A 17,966-nucleotide genomic window follows, 5' to 3' on the forward strand; every position below is an offset into this window, starting at 1 on the left:
GCCCGCCAAGGCAAGGTCTGGGTCCTACGTGCCCGGGCTTGATCAACCAGGCCGTTTCAGCAAGGCCTGTCCCATCTGAATTCGCGCGCCCGACGCAATGCCATCGGCCAAGGCAAAGCCTTTGGGCACAAACACCAAAATGGTGGAGCCGTGCTCGAACCAACCCATTTCCTGGCCCTTGACATAGGCCGCATCACAGGGCATTTCATTCGGGCCTTTGTAGCGCAGGTTGAGCAACACATCAACCGCATGAAAGCGCATGCTGGCCACCAACACCGCCGCCACGGGCACGATCAAAAACGGCACGCCCTCTTGCGTTTGCATCTGCAAGACCGCCCGTTCGTTTTTGCAAAAAAGCTCTTGTACACGCGCAAGAGCCACCGGGTTCACATTCCAGGCGTCACCCGAGATGTAAGTCACATGCTGGAGGCGAACATCGTGCGGCGCATGGAAACGGTGGTACATGCTGCTGGTCAGGCGCAACGTGATGTAAGTGCCTCCTTCCAGCGCAGTTGTCCAATGCGGGCAGTGCGCGGATGTACTCAGCAAAGTTTCCAACCGATAAGGGAAACCTTTGGCCTGAAAAACCTGGCCCTGCGTGATCGTGCCGCACGCGCCCACGATGGCATCACAAGGCGAGGTCATGAGCGCAGGGTCCGGGTTGACCACCCGAGCCCCGGGCTTGAGCTCACGCGTGAAGCACGCATGCAAGCTGTCAAATTGGGTGTGCTTGGCGTCGCTCAAGTCCAGGTCACTGAACAAGCGCCAAACCGCCATGGACGTCTTGACCACCCAAGGGTGTCGGATCTGGCTCCACCAGCCCATGAATCGGGTCAGGGTGATGCGCGGGATGCGGTTGGTGAGCAAGAAGTTCAGGTCTTCTTGCAGCATCCACTTTTGAAAAAATCGTCGAATCTTCATCATGTTGTCACTCAATTTGAATAAAAAGAAATTTCATTGACACAAGGAAACTGCTGTGAACCCCACTTGGATCAGTTTGGGCGTGTTGGCCGCATTGGCCCCAAGCCTGCATCGGCGCATACAACTTTCGCGAGCCAAGCACCGCTCGCTGGCCGGGCACTCACGCATGGCCAAACGGCTGGCGCGCTGGTTGCCCGGTTACGGCTTCGAGGAGGCTGAATTTTTCGGCTGCGACGGCGCCCCCACAGACATTCAAGCGCAACGCCGCGCGGCCTTTTTTGCCTTGGGCCAAACGCTGCAAACGCGCCATCGCCTGAGCATTGAGGCCACAGCGGCGGCGCGCGAGAACATCTCTGACATGCAATTCATCGCGGCCTACCGCGTACCCTTCCAGTTCAGCCCGGTGGTGCGCGAGCACCTGAAGGTCGGCTCGTTCTTGCAATCGGCCCATGGCGTGCACGTCACCGATCTGGACGGTCAGGTTTTTTACGACCTGACAGGCTCTTATGGCGTGAACGTATTTGGCGCTGACTTTTACAAACGCACCATGGCCCAAGGCATGGCCCGCACCCAAGCGTTGGGCCCAGTGCTGGGCTCTTACCACCCGGTGGTGGCCGACAACGCCGAGCGCCTCAAAGCCATTTCCGGCTTGGACGAGGTCTCGTTTCACATGTCGGGCACCGAAGCCGTGATGCAGGCCGTGCGCCTGGCCCGCTACCACACACGCCGCAAAAACATCGTGCGTTTTTGCGGGGCTTACCACGGCTGGTGGGAGGACGTGCAGCCCGGCCCGGGCAACCCGATGCCACCGCGCGAAACCTACACCCTGAGTGACATGAACGAGCGCAGCTTGCAAGTCTTGCGCTCCCGCAAGGACATTGCTTGCGTGCTGATCAACCCCCTGCAGGCGCTGCACACCAACGCGAACGCGCCCGGCGACTCGACCCTGGTGGACAGCAGCCGGCGCGCCGCTTATGACCGCGAGGCTTACACCGCTTGGCTCAAGGCCTTGCGACAGGTCTGCACAGAACGCGGCATTGCATTGATATTTGACGAGGTCTTTTTGGGCTTCCGATTGGCCGCAGGGGGCGCGCAAGCCTATTTTGGCGTGCAGGCTGACATGGTCACTTACGGCAAAACCCTGGGCGGTGGATTTCCCGTCGGTGTGGTGTGCGGCAAGCGCGAATGGATGCGCCGATTCAATGAAAAACGCCCCGCCGATATTTGCTTTGCGCGTGGCACCTTCAACGCAAACCCTGCGGTCATGGGTGCGATGTCGGTCTTTCTGGAACAACTGGAAACCCCTGAGGTCAAGGCCATTTACGAAGGCCTGGATGAGCGCTGGAATGCCCGCGCCACCCAATTCAACAGCACCATGCAAACGCATGAGCTGCCCTTGCAAGCAGCCAACATGTCGAGCGTCTGGACACTCTTTTACACCCAGCCCAGCCGGTACAACTGGATGCTGCAGTACTACCTCAGGCTGCATGGATTGGCGCTCAGTTGGGTGGGAACAGGTCGTTTGATCTTCAGCCTCAACTACAGCGACGCTGACTTTGAAGTGGTGCTTCAAAAGTTTGTACTGGCTTGTCAAGACATGCAGCGCGATGGCTGGTGGTGGCATGCCCCTGAGATCACCAACAAATCCATCCGCCGCAGCATCCTGAAAGAAACACTGTTTCGCTGAAGACAAACCCCGGTTCACTGTGGCACAGTGAACCGGGGTTCTGAACTTTCAGCGGCCGGCGTGGAAAGTGTTGTCAGCGAAGCGTTCACCGCGCAACAACTGCCAAGGCGCCCTGTGGTACAGGTAAATGTCGTGGAAGGGATCGGTGATGATCTTGGTCAACCAGACCAGTCCAGTTTGCACGTCGTGCAGAAAGAACAAATGCACCGTGCGAAACAGCAAAGCCGCAACGCCCAAGTACAGCCAGGCATAACCCACAGCGCGTAAAAACTCAAACCAGGTCTCTTGCACAGGCAGCAAGCCCATGAAGCCAGGGTTCATGTAAATGGCCAAAGGCAACAGGGCCCAGACGCTCAAGAGCACCACCTTGCGGCGCAAGTTGTAGCCCACCTTGATCTCTTCCTTGAAGTCGTTGGTGGCTTCGTTGACGTGGTCATAACCCAAGGGTTCGAAGAAGAAGTGACCGGCTTGCCTGGAGGTCATGGAGACCATCCAGGCCAACAATGCAGCCATGGCCGGATCGATCCACAACATGCCGTAAGCCACCACAAAAGCCATCGCACTGAGCAAGTGCAAGGACTGGTTGATGCGGCAATGGTGGTAGTAACGGTGATCGTCCCAACGCTGAACTTCCAAAGCTTTCAAGAAATCTTTCACAAGAACCCCTCTAGTTGAATGTATGAAGATCATCATCAATTCGTGTGAAAAATCAGTGACATGGCTTTTGTCATCAAACTGTTAAAACCTGCATTCACCATTGGGGCATGCAAGAACAAGACAATGCGTCCTACTGGGTCGAAAACTTTGTGCCCGCCAATGCCCCGCTGCGCATTGCGGTGGTGACCGAAACATGGCCCCCCGAGGTCAACGGCGTTGCACTGACCCTGTCGCGTTTGATCCAGGAGTTGCGCCAGCGCCAACACACCATCCAGCTCATCCGCCCCCGGCAAGACCGCCATGAAACCGAAAGCCATCGGGAGGGTTGGAGTGAACTGCTGCTCAAGGGCATGCCCATTCCTCGCTACCCGCAGCTCAAGCTGGGGTTCCCCAGCAAAAAATCACTGATCAAGGCTTGGTGTCTGCAGCGGCCCGACTTGGTGCACATCGCCACCGAAGGGCCACTGGGTTGGTCGGCCCTGCAAGCGGCCAGGGTCTTGCGTTTGCCCGTCACCTCCGACTTCAGAACCAATTTCCAAAGCTACAGCAAACACTATGGCGTCGGATGGTTGCAAAAACCCATCGTGGCTTACTTGCGCAAATTTCACAACCGCACCTTGTGCACCATGGTGCCGACCCAAGCCATGCACGACCAGCTCAAGATCTTGGGGTTTCACAACCTCCAAGTGGTGGCACGCGGCGTGGACACACAGCTGTTCACACCCGACAAACGCAGCACCAGCTTGCGAAACCAGTGGCAAGTCGATGACAAGACTGTGGTCATCTTGTCGGTCGGGCGCCTCGCGGCAGAAAAAAATCTGGATTTGACGGTCAAAACCTACCAAGCTTTAAAGCAGAACAACCGTGCAGTCAAACTGGTTTTTTGTGGTGATGGCCCCTACCGGGCCAAACTCCAAGCCGATTGCCCAGAGGCCATCTTCATGGGCATGGCCAACCAAACACAATTGGCCGTGGCCTACGCCAGTGCCGATCTATTCATGTTCCCCAGCTTGACCGAAACCTTTGGCAACGTGACCTTGGAAGCACTGGCCAGCGGCACCCCGGTTCTGGCATTTGACTGCGCCGCCGCCAAAGAGGTCATAGATGACGAACACAATGGCTGGCTTGTTCCAGGTGAAGATGCGCAACGCTTTGTCTTGCGCGCCTTGGCCATCACCCAAAAAGTATCGACCTTGCAAGAGGCTCGACTCAACGCAGCAGCCAGCATTCGAAAATGGGAATGGTCCAGCATCGCCACCAAGGTGGAGAACATGTTCCGAAGGGTCCTGAAGTGCGCTTAACTGAGCGTTGAACCGCGCATTGCACCCCGCTTGCCTGCCTTGCGGCGCCAAGGCAAAACGGCCAGCCACAAAGGCAGTGACAAGCACAGCATCATGGCCAACAGAGGCCAATCCCAAGCCAGCAGCAGGCTGTACAAGCCCAGCATCACCAACACACTCAGGTTTTCGTTGAAGCCCTGGACGGCAATCGACCGCCCAGGCGGCATGATTTTGAGACCCCGGTGTTGCAGCAAGGCATTCATGGGCACCAACAACATGCCACCCGCCCAGCCTGCCGCCAGCATCATGGGCACCGCCAGCCACAAGCTTGGTGTCAGGGCCAAAGCGGGCATCAAGCAAGCCAACACCACGGCCCAGACCCTCTGCCTTCGGGCATCCAAGATGCGGCAGGTGAGCGCCGCTGTGACTGCGCCACCGATCACCCCCAATGCCACCAAACCCTGCAAATAAGCCCCGGCTTGCAAAGTCAAGCCGGCCTGTGTCTGCGCCCACACCAAGACCAAGAACTGCAGCACAGCACCCACACCCCAGCTGAAAGTCGTGACCCGCAAAGAAACGCCCCCCAAGGGGTCTCGCCACAGCTTCAAATTGTTGGCCCAAAAAGCCGACCAACGAATATGGGCCCAAGACCATGAGGGGTGTGTTGGCGAGCGCAGGGCATGCATCCTACTGTTGAGGACTGCAGAGAACACATACAGCAGGCAGATCACGCCCAAGCCAAAACCAATTTGAGTTTCAACCAGCAAGCCGTTTGTGGCCAAACCGAAGGCACGATTCAGGCCATCAGCCCCCCAAGACCCTGCGTCCATCAACCACCCACCCAACACCACGCCCCATAAAACGGCAAGCACCACCGACACCTCCAAAAAGGCATTGGCCTTGACCAGACTGCCCGAAGGCACGGTTTCAGTGAGCAAGCCATATTTTGCGGGGGCATAGACAGAGGCCGCAAAGCCAGTCAGGGCGAAGGCCACCAGAGGGCTGACACCTGACCACAACAAGACAACCGACAACAACTTGAGCAAATTCATCGCCATCATGACGTGGCGTTTTTGAAAGGCATCGGCCACAGGCCCCAACGCACTGGCCAACACCACATAAGACAGCGTGAAGACCATTTTCAACAAGGGGGCCCACCATGCGGGATAGCCTTGCTCTTGCAAAAAGAAAATGCCCAGCAACAAAAAAGCGTTGTCTGCCAGCCCACTGAAAAACTGGGCCAGGATCAAAAAAGCAAAGCCCTTAGGCATTCATGAGTTCATCAGCGGCGGGCGCTTCGGTCGGAAGGCCAAAATCCATCAGTTGCGCCAAATCATTGCGCCTGCCCACACCCTGGTACGCCACACCCAATTCACTCAGGGCGTCTGGGTTGTAGAGGTTTCTGCCGTCCAAAATGAAGGGTTTGCGCATCAGGGCCTTCATGGCCTCGAAATCCGGGTTGTGAAAATTTTTCCACTCGGTCAACACCATCAAGGCGTCCGCGCCCTCGAGGGCCTGCATGTCTGAATGCGCCAATTCAAAGCGCTCCAGCAGATGCGACTCTTGACTCAAATCGGAACGCAAAGCCTGCAGGGCATGTGGGCCAGCCACAGGGTCAAAAGCTCTGACCTGCGCACCGCGCAACAACAATTGACGGATCACCACGCGGCTGGGGGCCTCGCGCATGTCATCAGTGTTGGGCTTGAAGGCCAAGCCCCAAACCGCTATTTTTCTGCCTGTCAGGTCAGCTCCCATGTGCTGGGTCAATCGGTCCACCAAAATCGTTTTCTGGCGCTCATTGACCAGTTCGGTGGCACTGACCACCGCCATGCTGTGACCATGGGCCTTCGCGGTGTTGACCAAAGCCTGCGTGTCCTTTGGAAAGCAACTGCCGCCATAGCCACAACCCGCATACAAAAAGCTGTGCCCAATTCGGCTGTCCGCCCCAATGCCCCGGCGAATATGGTCCACATCGGCCCCCAGCACATCGGCCAGGTTGGCCATTTCATTCATGAACGAAATGCGCGCGGCCAACATGGCATTGGCCGCGTATTTGGTCAACTCGGCACTGCGCACATCCATCCACACGGTGCGGGCATGGTGGCGGTTGAAGCTGGCGTACAAATCACCCATCATGCGGCGGCTGCGGGCATGGTGCAGGCCGTCATCCACGCCCACCACAATGCGGTCTGGTCGCATGAAATCGTCAATGGCGGCACCTTCTTTGAGGAACTCCGGATTGGACACCACGTCAAACAAATCAGGTGACATGCCCCTGTGCACCAACTCATGTGAAATCGCGGCACGCACTTTGTCGGCCGTCCCCACGGGCACGGTGGATTTGTTGACCACCAACTTAAAACCCTTCAGGTTTCGACCGATGGTGGCCGCCACAGACAAGACGTGCCCCAAGTCGGCCGAACCATCTTCGGCCGGGGGTGTGCCCACGGCGATGAACAGGATGTCGCCATGCTCGATCGCCTCACAGGCATCGCTGGTAAAGCGAATGCGTCCATCGGCCCGATTGCGCGTGAGCAGTTCTTTGAGGCCCGGCTCGTAAATCGGCACGCCTCCTTCTTGCAGGGCACGGATTTTTTCTTCGTCCTTGTCCAAGCACAGCACTTTGAATCCCAGGTCCGACAAGCATGCGCCTGTGACCAAACCGACATAACCCGAACCGATGACTGTGACACGCATGGCAAACCTCCAAGTTTGCATTGCATGTTCCACCTCATCTGTGAATCCAGCGTGTCACCTTCATGAAGAAATCACGACAACGCTGGCGTGTCTTTCGGGTGAATTCAAAAACAGTGGTTTGTGAACGCCAATCGAACCAGGGTTCAGTCCAAGTCGACGACCAATCGGCTTTGTGGAAAGATCAGCTTGAATGTAGAGCCCTGACCCACCACGCTGTCAATGCGCAACTCACCGCCGTGGCGTTGCATGACGTGCTTGGTGATGGCCAGGCCCAAGCCCGTGCCACCGGTTTCTCTGGAACGGCTGCGGTCCACCCGGTAAAAACGCTCGGCCAAACGCGGCAAATGCTCGGCCGCGATGCCTGGCCCGGTGTCATGGACCGCAAACACCAAGCCCTCTGCCGTGCTGGACCAATGGGTCTGGATGTGCCCCCCCAAAGGGGTGTAACGGATCGCATTGCTGACCAAGTTGGAGACCGCGCTCAACAGCTCCGAACGCGCACCCAGCAAATACACATCGGGCACCGGGGAAAATTCCAATTGGTGCACAGGCCCCTCGCCTTTGTTGGCCATCCATTCCGAGAAAGCCTGCCCTTCGGTGGTCACTTGCAGCATCAAGGCCGCCAAAGAAACCTTTTCCTGGGTACTGGGCAATTGGCTGCCTTCGAGTTGCGACAGCATCAACAAATCCACCACCAAGGACTGCATGCGGTCCGATTGCGCCGACATGAGTTGCAGGTAGTGCTGGGTTTCGTCTTCCCCCAAGGGGATGGATTGCAGCGTCTCCACAAAGCCACTGAGCACCGTCAAGGGCGTGCGGATTTCGTGCGACACATTGGCCACAAAATCACGGCGCATGGCATCGGCCTGCGCAACGGCCGTGATGTCGCGCGTCAAGAGCAGCGAACGCCCTTCACCGTAGGCATGCAACTGCACCGACAGTTTCTGGAGGCTCAAGGCCGAACTGGCGCGGCCCTCAATGACCACCTCTGAAGCGTGGTTGTCTTGCGCAAAATAACGCGCAAACACCGGGTCTCGCACCAGGTGCACGATGTGCTGCAGACGGTCTCTTTGTACATCCAGACCCAGATGCACCGCAGCGGTGTCATTGCACCATTCGATGCGGGCTTCTTCGTCCAGCAAAATCACGCCATTGGGCGAAGCCTGAATGGCCTGCAAAAAATCCTGCAGCTGTTTTTGGTGCACCGCGGCCAGCCTTTGCTGCTGGCGCAGCAAGCGCTGCACGCGCTCAGCGATCTCGCGCCAAACACCCTGCCAAGGCGGGTCTTGGCGCAAAACCGGCGTGCTCAGCCATTGCTCGAGCCGGTGCAGCTTCCACTGCAGCATGGCGCCGTGAATGAGCAAAGCCAACAAGGCCCCCAGAAAGGCCCCAAGAGCCCCGCCCAAAAACCAGCCCGTTGTTCCCGCCAAGCCCGCCAAAAGGAGCATTTCGAGAATCGAAAAAAACATGATGAACCTGGTTTCAAACGGTGGGATTAGAGGTGAAACGATAACCTGCACCGCGCACGGTCTCGATCATGTGGCCCGCCTCGCCCAGCGACTCGCGCAGGCGTTTGACGTGCACATCCACCGTGCGTTCTTCGATGTAGACATGGTCGCCCCACACTTTGTCGAGCAAGCCCCCCCGGCTGTGCACCCGCTCGGGGTGGCGCATCAGGTAGTGCAACAGCTTGAATTCGGTGGGCCCCACCTTCAGGGGTTTGTCGGCCAAATTGACGCGGTGCGTGTCGGCATCGAGTTGCAAGTCGCCCATTTTGACGACACCCCCTGAAGCCTCGGGCACACGGCGGCGCAACACCGCGCGGATGCGGGCCAGCAGCTCACGCGGCGAAAACGGTTTGACAATGTAATCGTCAGCGCCCGCATCCAGCCCCGCCACCCGGTCAGCCTCATCTCCCCGCGCGGTCAGCATCAAGATGGGCACGGCCTTGGTGCGTGCCGAAGCACGCCATTTGCGCGCCAAGGTCAAACCACTCTCGCCCGGCAGCATCCAGTCCAGCAAGAGCACGTCGGGCAAGATCTCATCGAGCTCGCGCTGGGCGGTTTCGGCGTCGATGGCCCACACCGGCTGAAAGCCGTTGTGCCGCAAATTCACCGCAATCAGTTCGGCGATGGCAGGCTCGTCCTCGACAATCAGAATGCGTGGGATGGTTCTCATAGAACGGCTTTTTCGATGTCGGTCAACGCGGTGTGACGCACATCGGCACCCTTGACCACGTAGATGACGAACTCGGCGATGTTCTTGGCATGGTCGCCAATGCGCTCAATGGCCTTGGCCACAAACAACAGGTCCAGGCTGGCCGATATCGTGCGTGGATCTTCCATCATGTAAGTGATCAATTTGCGCACAAAACCGTTGAACTCGGCGTCGATCAAGTCGTCTTCTTTCAAAATGACCAGCGCGGTTTTCACATCCAGGCGGGCAAAGGCATCGAGTGCTTTGCGCAACAAGGCGGTCGCCAGATCGGCCGCCACCCGCAACTCAGACGATGGCAAATTGCGCGGACTGCCCTGCTCCAGGATCTGCTTGACCATGCGCGCGATGCGCTCGGCCTCATCGCCTGCACGCTCCAAGTTACCGGTGATTTTGGAGATGGCCATCAGCAAGCGAAGATCGCGCGCCGTGGGCTGACGGCGCGCAATGATCGATGCCAATTCAGCATCAATCTCCACTTCCAGCGCGTTGACCTGTCTTTCTGTGGCCACCACTTGTTCAGCCACTTCGGAGCTGAACTGGGCCAGCGCGTACACCGCGTGGCGAGTTTGCGATTCAACCAGACCACCCAGCTCCAGAACGCGGGAAGAAACGCCGGTGAGTTCGGCATCGAATTGACTTGAAATGTGCTTGTCCATGGTGCGCTCCTGTTCAGCCGAAACGGCCGGTGATGTAATCTTCGGTTTCCTGCTTGGCGGGCTTCATGAAGATTTGTTCGGTCTGACCAAACTCCACCAGTTCGCCCAAATACATGTAAGCCGTGAAATCGGACACACGCGCAGCTTGCTGCATGTTATGCGTCACGATGGCCACGGTGTATTCTTTTTTCAACTCGCTCACCAACTCTTCGACCTTCGCGGTCGAAATCGGGTCCAGGGCCGAGGTGGGCTCGTCCAGCAAAATGACCTTGGGCTTCACGGCCACGGTGCGGGCAATGCACAGGCGCTGTTGCTGACCGCCCGAGAGCGACAGGCCGCTTTGGCCCAGTTTGTCTTTGACTTCGTTCCAGATGGCGGCCTTGGTCAGGGCCGACTCGACGCGCTCATCCATGTCCGAACGGCTGAGGTTTTCGTACAAACGCACGCCAAAAGCGATGTTGTCGTAAATCGACATGGGAAACGGGGTGGGCTTTTGGAACACCATGCCGATTTGGGCACGCAGCAAGTTCAGGTCTTGGCCTTTGTCCAGGATGTTCTGACCGTAAAAGTTGATCTGGCCCTCCGCACGCTGGCCGGGGTACAGGCTGTACATGCGGTTGAGCGTGCGCAGCAAGGTGGATTTGCCGCATCCGGATGGACCAATGAAGGCCGTTACGCGGTGCTCGGCGATGTCCAGGTTGACGTTTTTCAGGCCTTTGAATTTGCCGTAGTAAAAGTCCAGGTTACGCACTTCAAGGGCGTTTTGGGTCGGTGTCTTGTCAGGCATGAGAATTCCTGTAAATGCAAAGAGAAAAAGCAGTGGTATTCGGAACCGTCAGCCTCAGGCCGACTGTTTGTCCCTGAAAAACACGCGGGCCAAAATATTCAAAACCAGAACCGTCAAGGTGATCAAGAGAGCCCCACCCCAAGCCAGGCGAATCCAGTTGTCGTAAGGGCTCATGGCAAACTGGAAAATCACGACCGGCAAATTGGCCATGGGCTTGCTCATGTCATCGCTGTAGAACTGGTTGCTCAAGGCCGTGAACAGCAAGGGCGCTGTCTCACCGCTGATGCGGGCAATGGCCAGCAAAACACCGGTGATCACACCGCTTTTGGCAGCGCGCAACGTCACCGACAAAGACACTTTCCAACGCGGCGCACCCAGAGCAAACGCCGCCTCACGCAAGCTGCCTGGCACCAGGCGGAGCATGTTTTCAGTGGTTCGCATGACCACAGGCACAGCAATCAGCGTCAGCGCCATGCTGCCTGCGTAACCAGAAAACCCGCCCAAGGTGGCCACGGCGATGGCATACACAAACAAACCGATCACGATCGAGGGCGCCGACAACATGATGTCGGTCACGAAACGGGTGAGCTCGGCCGTTTTGCTTTGATCGCCGTATTCGGTGAGGTAAATGCCCGCCAAAATACCCACAGGTGTGGCGACCAACACCGACAAGCCGACCATCATCAAACTGCCCACGATGGCATTGCGCAAGCCCCCGCCCTCGGTGCCTGGCGCAGGCGTGTCTTTGGTCAAAATGTTCCAGTCCAGTGCCGCGAAACCGTTGGTAAACAAGACCACCAAAATCCACAGCAACACGGCCAAACCCAAAGCCATGGCCAGCATCGAGGTGACCATACCCCAGGCATTGGACAAGCGACGGCGGCGGTACAGCGCGTGATTCATGTTCATCGCCATGTCAGAACCCCTTGGCTTTTTCAGCCCGATTGATCAAGATTTTGGCCAAGGCAAGCACCACAAACGTGATCACAAACAACAAAAATCCCAACGCAAACAAGGACGACATGTGGAAGTCGGCAGCTTCACCGAATTCGTTGGCCAAGGTCGAAGCGATGGATGTGCCTGGCGAGAACAGCGAGGTGGGCATCCGGTTGGCGTTGCCAATCACAAAGGTCACGGCCATGGTCTCGCCAAGCGCACGACCCAAGCCCAACATGATGCCGCCAATGACCCCTTTTTGGGTGTAAGGCAGCACGATCTTGCGCACCACTTCCCAAGTGGTGCAGCCCAGGCCATAGGCCGATTCACGCAAGATGGGCGGCGTGATTTCGAACACATCGCGCATCACCGCGGCCACAAAAGGCAAGACCATGAAGGCCAGCACAATGCCGGCCGCCAAAATACCCATGCCGTTCGGGGCACCACCGAACAAGAACCCAATCAAGGGCATACCACTCAACACCTCGCGCAGCGGCACCTGGATGTAATCAGCGAACAAGGGCGCAAACACAAACAGGCCAAACATGCCGTAAATGATGGAGGGCACTGCCGCCAGCAATTCAATGGCCGTGCCCAAAGGGCGACGCAACCAGACGGGGCAGGTCTCGGTCAGGAAGACCGCAATGCCAAAAGCCAAAGGCACCGCCACCAGCATGGCAATGCCCGCACTGGCCATGGTGCCCACAATGGCAATGGCCGCACCAAATTCTTCGTTGATGATGTCCCACTCGACATACCAAATGAAACGCGCACCGAACTTGGCAAACGTGGGCCAAGCGTTGATGAACAAGGACACGATGATCCCGGCCAAGGCCAACAGAACCAACAGAGAGAACAACTGCGTCAGGCGGTGAAACAACACGTCTTGCAGCCGCTGGCGCTTGACCACAGCCATCAGATGGCTGTTGTTGTTCGCGCTGGAGAGGGGGGTTTGCATGTCTTGACCCATCAAACAAAGAGCATCAAATAAACGAGAAATCCGTCGGTCGCTGAACAACAACCGACGGATGACAGACCAGGGTCTGGATTACTTCTGGATTTGTGACCAGACGCGTGAACGGATCTGCTCAGTCAAGCTGTCAGGCAAGGGCACGTAGTCCAGATCGGCGGCCATTTTTTTGCCATTCTTGAAGGACCAGTCAAAGAACTTCAGGGCTTCGGCCGAAGCGGCTTTGTCGGCAGGCGCTTTGTACATCAAGATGAAAGAGGCGGTGCTGATGGGCCAGCTGTTGTCGCCTTTGGCATTGACCATGGACACGCCCATGCCTGGCACGCTGAACCAGTCGGCACCAGCGGCTGCGGCGGCGAAGGTCAGGTCGTCAGGGCTGACGTATTTGCCATTGGCATTTTGAATTTGCATGAAATTCATGTTGTTCTTTTTGACGTAGGCGTATTCCACATAACCAATAGAGCCTTTGATGCGGTTCACGTTGGCTGCCACACCTTCATTGCCCTTGCCACCCACGGACGTGGGAGCAGGCCACTTGACCGCAGCGCCTTTGCCCACGGTGTCAGCCCAGTCTTTGCTGATGGCCGTCAGGTAGTCGGTCCAGTTGAAGGTGGTGCCGGAGCCATCAGCGCGGTGCACCACGGTGATGATTTCATTGGGCAGTTTTTTGCCGGGGTTCAAAGCAGCCAATTTGGCATCGTTCCACCTGCTGATCTTGCCCATGAACATCTCGGCCATCACTGGGCCGGTCACGCGCAATTCGCCGGGCTTGAAATCGTCCAAGTTGATCACAGGCACGGTGCCGCCAATGATCATAGGGAACTGAACCATGCCGTCTTTGTCCAGGTCAGCGCCCGAAACTGGGGCGTCTGTGGCACCGAAAGTCACGGTCTTGGCACGGATTTGGCGAATGCCACCGGAAGAACCGATGGACTGGTAATTCATACCTGTGCCAGTGGCGGCTTTGTAGGCTTCAGCCCACTTGGCATACACAGGGAATGGGAAAGTCGCGCCAGCGCCGGTGATGTCGGCTGCCATTGCAGTGGCAGCCAAAACGGTCATGCCTACAGCGGCCAAGAGGGATTTAAATTTCAGCATTTCAGCTCCTGAAGCAGGGTCAAAGAAAATTCTTGCCAACAACCTGTTTGCTGCTGACTGGCTTTAATGTAGCCCTCGATTGTGACAAGTTTGTGTCAAATAACCTTGATTTGTATGGCAAATGAACAGATTGGCAAAGACAAGCCGAAGAAAAACCGTGCGTGCAGACATGTCCAAGACCTTGCGGTCCGCCCACATCAAGGCATCGCAGCCGCTGTCAGGGTTTCAAACGCCACAAAGCGCCATCCGGCGAATCGCTCAAGAGGTAAACCAGACCGTCCGGGCCGACCCGCACATCGCGGATGCGCCCGATTTGCTGCGTCAGCAAACGCTCTTCAGCCACCACTTTCTCGCCTTCCAGCACCAATCGCACCAGGCTTTGCCCCCGCAAAGCCCCCAGAAACAGGCTGCCGCGCCAAGCCGGGAAAGCATTCCCCTCGTAAAACGCCATGCCCGAGGGCGCAATCGAGGGCACCCAAATATGCAGGGGCTGCTCCATGCCTGTCTGGTGCGTGCCCACACCGATGCGCGTTCCCGTCACGTAGTTCACGCCATAGGTGATGGTGGGCCAGCCGTAATCGCGCCCGCTGCGGATGATGTTGAGCTCGTCCCCGCCTTGCGGGCCGTGCTCGTGCGTCCACAATTCGCCGGTTTGCGGGTGAATGGCCGCGCCCTGGATGTTGCGGTTGCCCCGGCTGAACACTTCGGGCATTTGCTGAGCTTGCTGTACAAAGGGGTTGCTCGCAGGCACGCGGCCATCGTCATGCAGGCGGATGACCGACCCGGCATGGTCGCGCGGTTTTTGGGCGCGCGCATCATCGCCCCGGTCGCCCAAGGTCAAAAAGACATGGCCCTGACGATCAAACACGATGCGCCCACCAAAATGCCGCCCACTCCGCGATGCGGGCCGCATGGCAAACAAGGGCTGAAGATCCACCAGCCGGTGCCCCTGCAGGCGCGCCCTGACCAGGGCCGTGGCCGATGCGCCGCGTGCACCGTCTTTGGGCGCCTGCGCATACGCCAGGTAAACCCAGCCATTGCGGGCGTGGTCGGGGTGCACAGCCACGTCCAACAACCCCCCCTGCCCGTCGGCCACGATGTCGACAGGCAGCCCCTCGATCGGGCGAGGGTCGAGCTGAAAGTCGCGGCTGATGCGGCGCAAGCGCCCTTCGCGCTCCGTGATCAGCATGTCACCGCCGGGCAACCAAGCCAGCGACCAGGGATGGCTCAAGCCCTTGACCAAGGTTTGCACCTGAAAAGTGACCGGCGCGGGCGCGTTTCTCACCATGTCTTTGGACTGCGTGGGGGCGGCAGTGGGTTGAGTTGAGGCCAGGGCAGCGGCCGCACAGCCCGCCAAAAAGATGGTTGCGATCAACCGAAAAATTTGCGTCTGGCACATACTGCTTTCCTCATCTGGTCAAAAAAGTGAATGGATCGCGTGCAAGCCGACGGTATCGAACCAAGATTCACTTGCACCATGCGATGGATTTTGATTGTGATTCATACTGCTTGGCGCCTGGGCAGGGTGATATTTTTGACCGTAAAAAAAACGGCGCGCTGAAACAGCGCGCCGACAAGAAGTTGAAAACTTCGGAACTGAACTCAAAGTTCCATTTTGGTTTTTTTTAAGTTCAAATTCATGTTCATCTCCTGTAATTTCAGTTCAACACCGTGTCTGAGCGCTGGCTCAGGTTTTGAATCCGTGTGTCTTGCGCAGCGGTTGTGTCTTTCACACCGAAAGCTGTTGCTCCGAACTGGCTCTTCATGTATTTCATGAAGGCATCTTGCTCGCTGCCCAAAGTGGCGGTGCTGGTGCTGGCCGCGCCGCCCGCTGTGGTTTCGGTCATGGTGGTGTCCAGCTTGACCAGGTTCACAAAATCGGCCGTGGCTGGGAATGGGTAACCGTCGCCACCACCCACTGCTGTGCTGGTGCCCTCGGCCAAGAAGTTCAAGGTCACCATGCGGAAGGTGCGCTGCGCATTGCCCACCAAGGCCCCGTTTTGCACCACCACATCGCTGCCGACCTTGAGCGAACGGATGCGCTCACCCGCTGTGGTGACGGCAAAGTTGGCATCGAGTATTTGCGCTGTGCGGCTTGGGTCATAACTGAAGCTCATGCCACCCACCTGAGGGAAACGGCCCTGGCTGCCCAACACGGCCACACCGTGCTCCAACAAGGACTTGAGTTGCGCCGCCGTGACATCAAAGGCCCAGAGCTTGTTGTTGAACTTCAAAGCCGTTTCGATGGCCAGTTGAGAGATCTCTCCGGCCTGGCGCTTGGCGGCGGGATTGGCTTTGGGTGCCGTCAAAACAGCTGCTGAAGTGGCTCCGGGCATGGCTTGAACTTCACCAATTTCCGAGCGGATGCCACCGCCATTTTTCAAGGAGATTTGAACAGTGGGGTCCAAGCGTTGGGCATACCAAAGGTTGGCATCGGCCGTCAGGTTGCCAAAGTTGGTCTCTTCGTTGCGCACTGCCGCGCGGCGACCTTCCAAAAACTCGCTGGTTTTGCCGAACACGTTGCCATCTTTGGACTTGAGCACGGCCTGGATGGCATCACGCACTTGGGTCACCAGGCCCGAGGGGGTCACGCCGCCAGCCGAATCGTCGGTTTCGCTGGTGGCCCAGGCACCCGAAAGCTTAGTGTCAAAACGCTGCGTGATCAGCACCCCCTTGTCGTCAAAAGGTGCCATGAAGCGGCCGAGGTATTTGTAATCGGCGTCCACGTTGACAACCACGGTGGGCTGACCTGCTGCGTCCTGCGTCTGATAAGGGTAGTCACCCGCAGATTTGTCGCCTGTGCGCAGCACATCGTTGGCATCGGCCAGCAAAGTGTTGGAGCCACCGGCCACGATGATGTCCACATTTTTCAAACGTTTGGCCAAATCTTTCTCAATGGCCAATGTTTGCATGTGCGCCAGCAGCACCACTTTGTTGATGCCCGCTGCGGTGATCTCATCAACGCCTTTTTGAATCACGGCGGCCAACGCGGCCACATCCACCTCGCTGCTGGTCAAAGCGGGCGTGAATTTCAAATTGCCCGGCGATGTGATGTTGGCAAACACGGGCGAACCTGCACCAATGACACCAATTTTTTGACCCCCGACGTCCACCACGGTCCAGCCGGTCAACTTGCCCGCTTGTTCGGCCGCTTTGCCGCCGTTGGCCAACTTCAAACTGGCCACCTCACTGTCGGCAGCAAAGTCCACGTTGTAAGCCAAGTAGGGAAACAAAGCGCCAGACCAAGGCAACTGCGGTTTGATCATGTCGGCGAATTGTTTGGTGCCCAAATCCAATTCATGGTTGCCAATGGCCGAGGCCTGAATGCCCAAAGCGTTCAAAAAGGCGATGTCTGCGCGCCCCACCTCGGCGCGGCCCAAGCTGGCGTTCAGGCTGCTGTCGTTGGCCGCATTGAAACGAGGACCCGGGATGTAGTTGTCACCCGAGCTCACAGTCAAGGTTTGCTGGGGGTACTGGGCGCGAAACTTCTGGATCAATCCCGACATGTTGGCCACGCTGTTGAGCGCCGTGCTGTCCGAGCCGTCGGCGTCGGAGATGTGCAGCAACTGCAAGGTGAAGGCCGCTGCTTGCGGTGGACTGTTGGTGCCGCCGCAGGCGCTGAGCATGAGCACTGAGGCCATAGAGGCCATAGAGGCCATCAGAAGTCTTCTGGAAAACTGTTTTTTCATGACAATTACTCGGTTGAAACGACGGACTGAAGTTAGATCTGTCATATGTCGATATGAAGACATTGATGTGAAATTTTCAATACATCAAAAAATGCCTTTGGCTGTTTTTCAGGGCAAGAGCCCCAAGCCTGACATGTCATACAAATGACACAGTCAATCCCAAAAGTGAATTGATCTTTCACACAAAGGGCTCACATGAAACTTCAACACCAAATAGGTTTGGCTTCTCTTCTCGGCTTGGCTTTGGCTGGCCCGACATTGGCCATGGACTCCCGCTTCAAAGACGCCAACGGCGACATGGTGGCAGACGCCCCAACCGACCCCAAGCAATGGATCGACCCGGCCACATTGGTGTTTGCTTAGACACCTGT

At 57.4% G+C, this 17,966-nt stretch carries 16 protein-coding genes; 3 read left to right on the forward strand and 13 right to left on the reverse strand.

Annotated elements, in window-relative coordinates; genetic code table 11:
* Positions 1–42: 42 nt before the first annotated feature.
* A complete protein-coding gene (gene asd / locus ACIQ47_RS02580; protein ID WP_396436700.1) occupies positions 43–924 on the reverse strand; it encodes an archaetidylserine decarboxylase in 882 nt (293 codons plus the stop codon).
* A 52-nt stretch (positions 925–976) separates the two neighbouring features.
* On the opposite strand from asd, the gene ACIQ47_RS02585 reads away from it, so the two are divergent.
* Positions 977–2,608, forward strand: a complete 1,632-nt coding sequence (locus tag ACIQ47_RS02585) for an aminotransferase class III-fold pyridoxal phosphate-dependent enzyme (protein ID WP_396436701.1) — start codon at positions 977–979, stop codon at positions 2,606–2,608.
* A 48-nt stretch (positions 2,609–2,656) separates the two neighbouring features.
* On the opposite strand, the gene ACIQ47_RS02590 is transcribed toward ACIQ47_RS02585, so the two are convergent.
* A complete protein-coding gene (locus ACIQ47_RS02590) occupies positions 2,657–3,265 on the reverse strand; it encodes a hypothetical protein (RefSeq protein ID WP_396436702.1) in 609 nt (202 codons plus the stop codon).
* A 107-nt stretch (positions 3,266–3,372) separates the two neighbouring features.
* On the opposite strand from ACIQ47_RS02590, the gene ACIQ47_RS02595 reads away from it, so the two are divergent.
* Entirely contained in the window at positions 3,373–4,566 is a 1,194-nt protein-coding gene (locus tag ACIQ47_RS02595; protein ID WP_396436703.1) for a glycosyltransferase family 4 protein, read from the forward strand.
* Here the strand turns inward: ACIQ47_RS02595 and lplT are convergent.
* The 11 genes from lplT to ACIQ47_RS02650 form a co-directional block, all read right to left on the reverse strand.
* Entirely contained in the window at positions 4,563–5,816 is a 1,254-nt protein-coding gene (gene lplT, locus ACIQ47_RS02600) for a lysophospholipid transporter LplT (RefSeq protein ID WP_396436704.1), read from the reverse strand. The two genes, ACIQ47_RS02595 and lplT, sit on opposite strands and share 4 nt — an antisense overlap.
* Positions 5,809–7,242: a UDP-glucose dehydrogenase family protein gene (locus ACIQ47_RS02605; protein WP_396436705.1), complete on the reverse strand. Its 1,434-nt coding sequence runs from the start codon at positions 7,240–7,242 to the stop codon at positions 5,809–5,811. Before ACIQ47_RS02605 ends, lplT begins: the two co-directional genes overlap by 8 nt.
* Positions 7,243–7,385: 143 nt before the next feature.
* Positions 7,386–8,711 carry a phosphate regulon sensor histidine kinase PhoR gene (gene phoR, locus ACIQ47_RS02610; RefSeq protein ID WP_396436706.1) on the reverse strand — a complete coding sequence of 442 codons (1,326 nt, stop codon included), beginning with the start codon at positions 8,709–8,711 and terminating at the stop codon, positions 7,386–7,388.
* A 13-nt stretch (positions 8,712–8,724) separates the two neighbouring features.
* Positions 8,725–9,420: a phosphate regulon transcriptional regulator PhoB gene (gene phoB, locus ACIQ47_RS02615; RefSeq protein ID WP_396436707.1), complete on the reverse strand. Its 696-nt coding sequence runs from the start codon at positions 9,418–9,420 to the stop codon at positions 8,725–8,727.
* On the reverse strand, positions 9,417–10,115 hold the full coding sequence (gene phoU / locus ACIQ47_RS02620; protein WP_396436708.1) for a phosphate signaling complex protein PhoU: 699 nt from the start codon (positions 10,113–10,115) through the stop codon (positions 9,417–9,419). The genes phoB and phoU overlap by 4 nt, the downstream gene beginning before the upstream one ends.
* Before the next feature lie 13 nt (positions 10,116–10,128).
* Positions 10,129–10,902: a phosphate ABC transporter ATP-binding protein PstB gene (gene pstB / locus ACIQ47_RS02625; protein WP_396436709.1), complete on the reverse strand. Its 774-nt coding sequence runs from the start codon at positions 10,900–10,902 to the stop codon at positions 10,129–10,131.
* A 54-nt stretch (positions 10,903–10,956) separates the two neighbouring features.
* On the reverse strand, positions 10,957–11,811 hold the full coding sequence (gene pstA / locus ACIQ47_RS02630; protein WP_396436710.1) for a phosphate ABC transporter permease PstA: 855 nt from the start codon (positions 11,809–11,811) through the stop codon (positions 10,957–10,959).
* Between the two features lie 7 nt (positions 11,812–11,818).
* Positions 11,819–12,796, reverse strand: coding sequence for a phosphate ABC transporter permease subunit PstC (pstC, locus tag ACIQ47_RS02635; RefSeq protein WP_396436711.1), 978 nt, complete (start codon positions 12,794–12,796; stop codon positions 11,819–11,821).
* Positions 12,797–12,886: 90 nt separating this feature from the next.
* On the reverse strand, positions 12,887–13,906 hold the full coding sequence (gene pstS / locus ACIQ47_RS02640; protein WP_396436712.1) for a phosphate ABC transporter substrate-binding protein PstS: 1,020 nt from the start codon (positions 13,904–13,906) through the stop codon (positions 12,887–12,889).
* Between the two features lie 217 nt (positions 13,907–14,123).
* Positions 14,124–15,305 carry a PQQ-dependent sugar dehydrogenase gene (locus ACIQ47_RS02645; protein WP_396436713.1) on the reverse strand — a complete coding sequence of 394 codons (1,182 nt, stop codon included), beginning with the start codon at positions 15,303–15,305 and terminating at the stop codon, positions 14,124–14,126.
* 259 nt (positions 15,306–15,564) lie between these two features.
* Entirely contained in the window at positions 15,565–17,595 is a 2,031-nt protein-coding gene (locus ACIQ47_RS02650) for a bifunctional metallophosphatase/5'-nucleotidase (RefSeq protein WP_396436714.1), read from the reverse strand.
* A gap of 195 nt (positions 17,596–17,790) precedes the next feature.
* Here ACIQ47_RS02650 and ACIQ47_RS02655 point away from each other — a divergent pair, with 195 nt between their 5' ends.
* Positions 17,791–17,958 carry a hypothetical protein gene (locus ACIQ47_RS02655; RefSeq protein ID WP_396436715.1) on the forward strand — a complete coding sequence of 56 codons (168 nt, stop codon included), beginning with the start codon at positions 17,791–17,793 and terminating at the stop codon, positions 17,956–17,958.
* Positions 17,959–17,966 lie beyond the last annotated feature (8 nt).

It is taken from the genome of Limnohabitans sp., from assembly GCF_044373035.1.
Taxonomy (GTDB): Bacteria; Pseudomonadota; Gammaproteobacteria; order Burkholderiales; family Burkholderiaceae_C; genus Limnohabitans_A.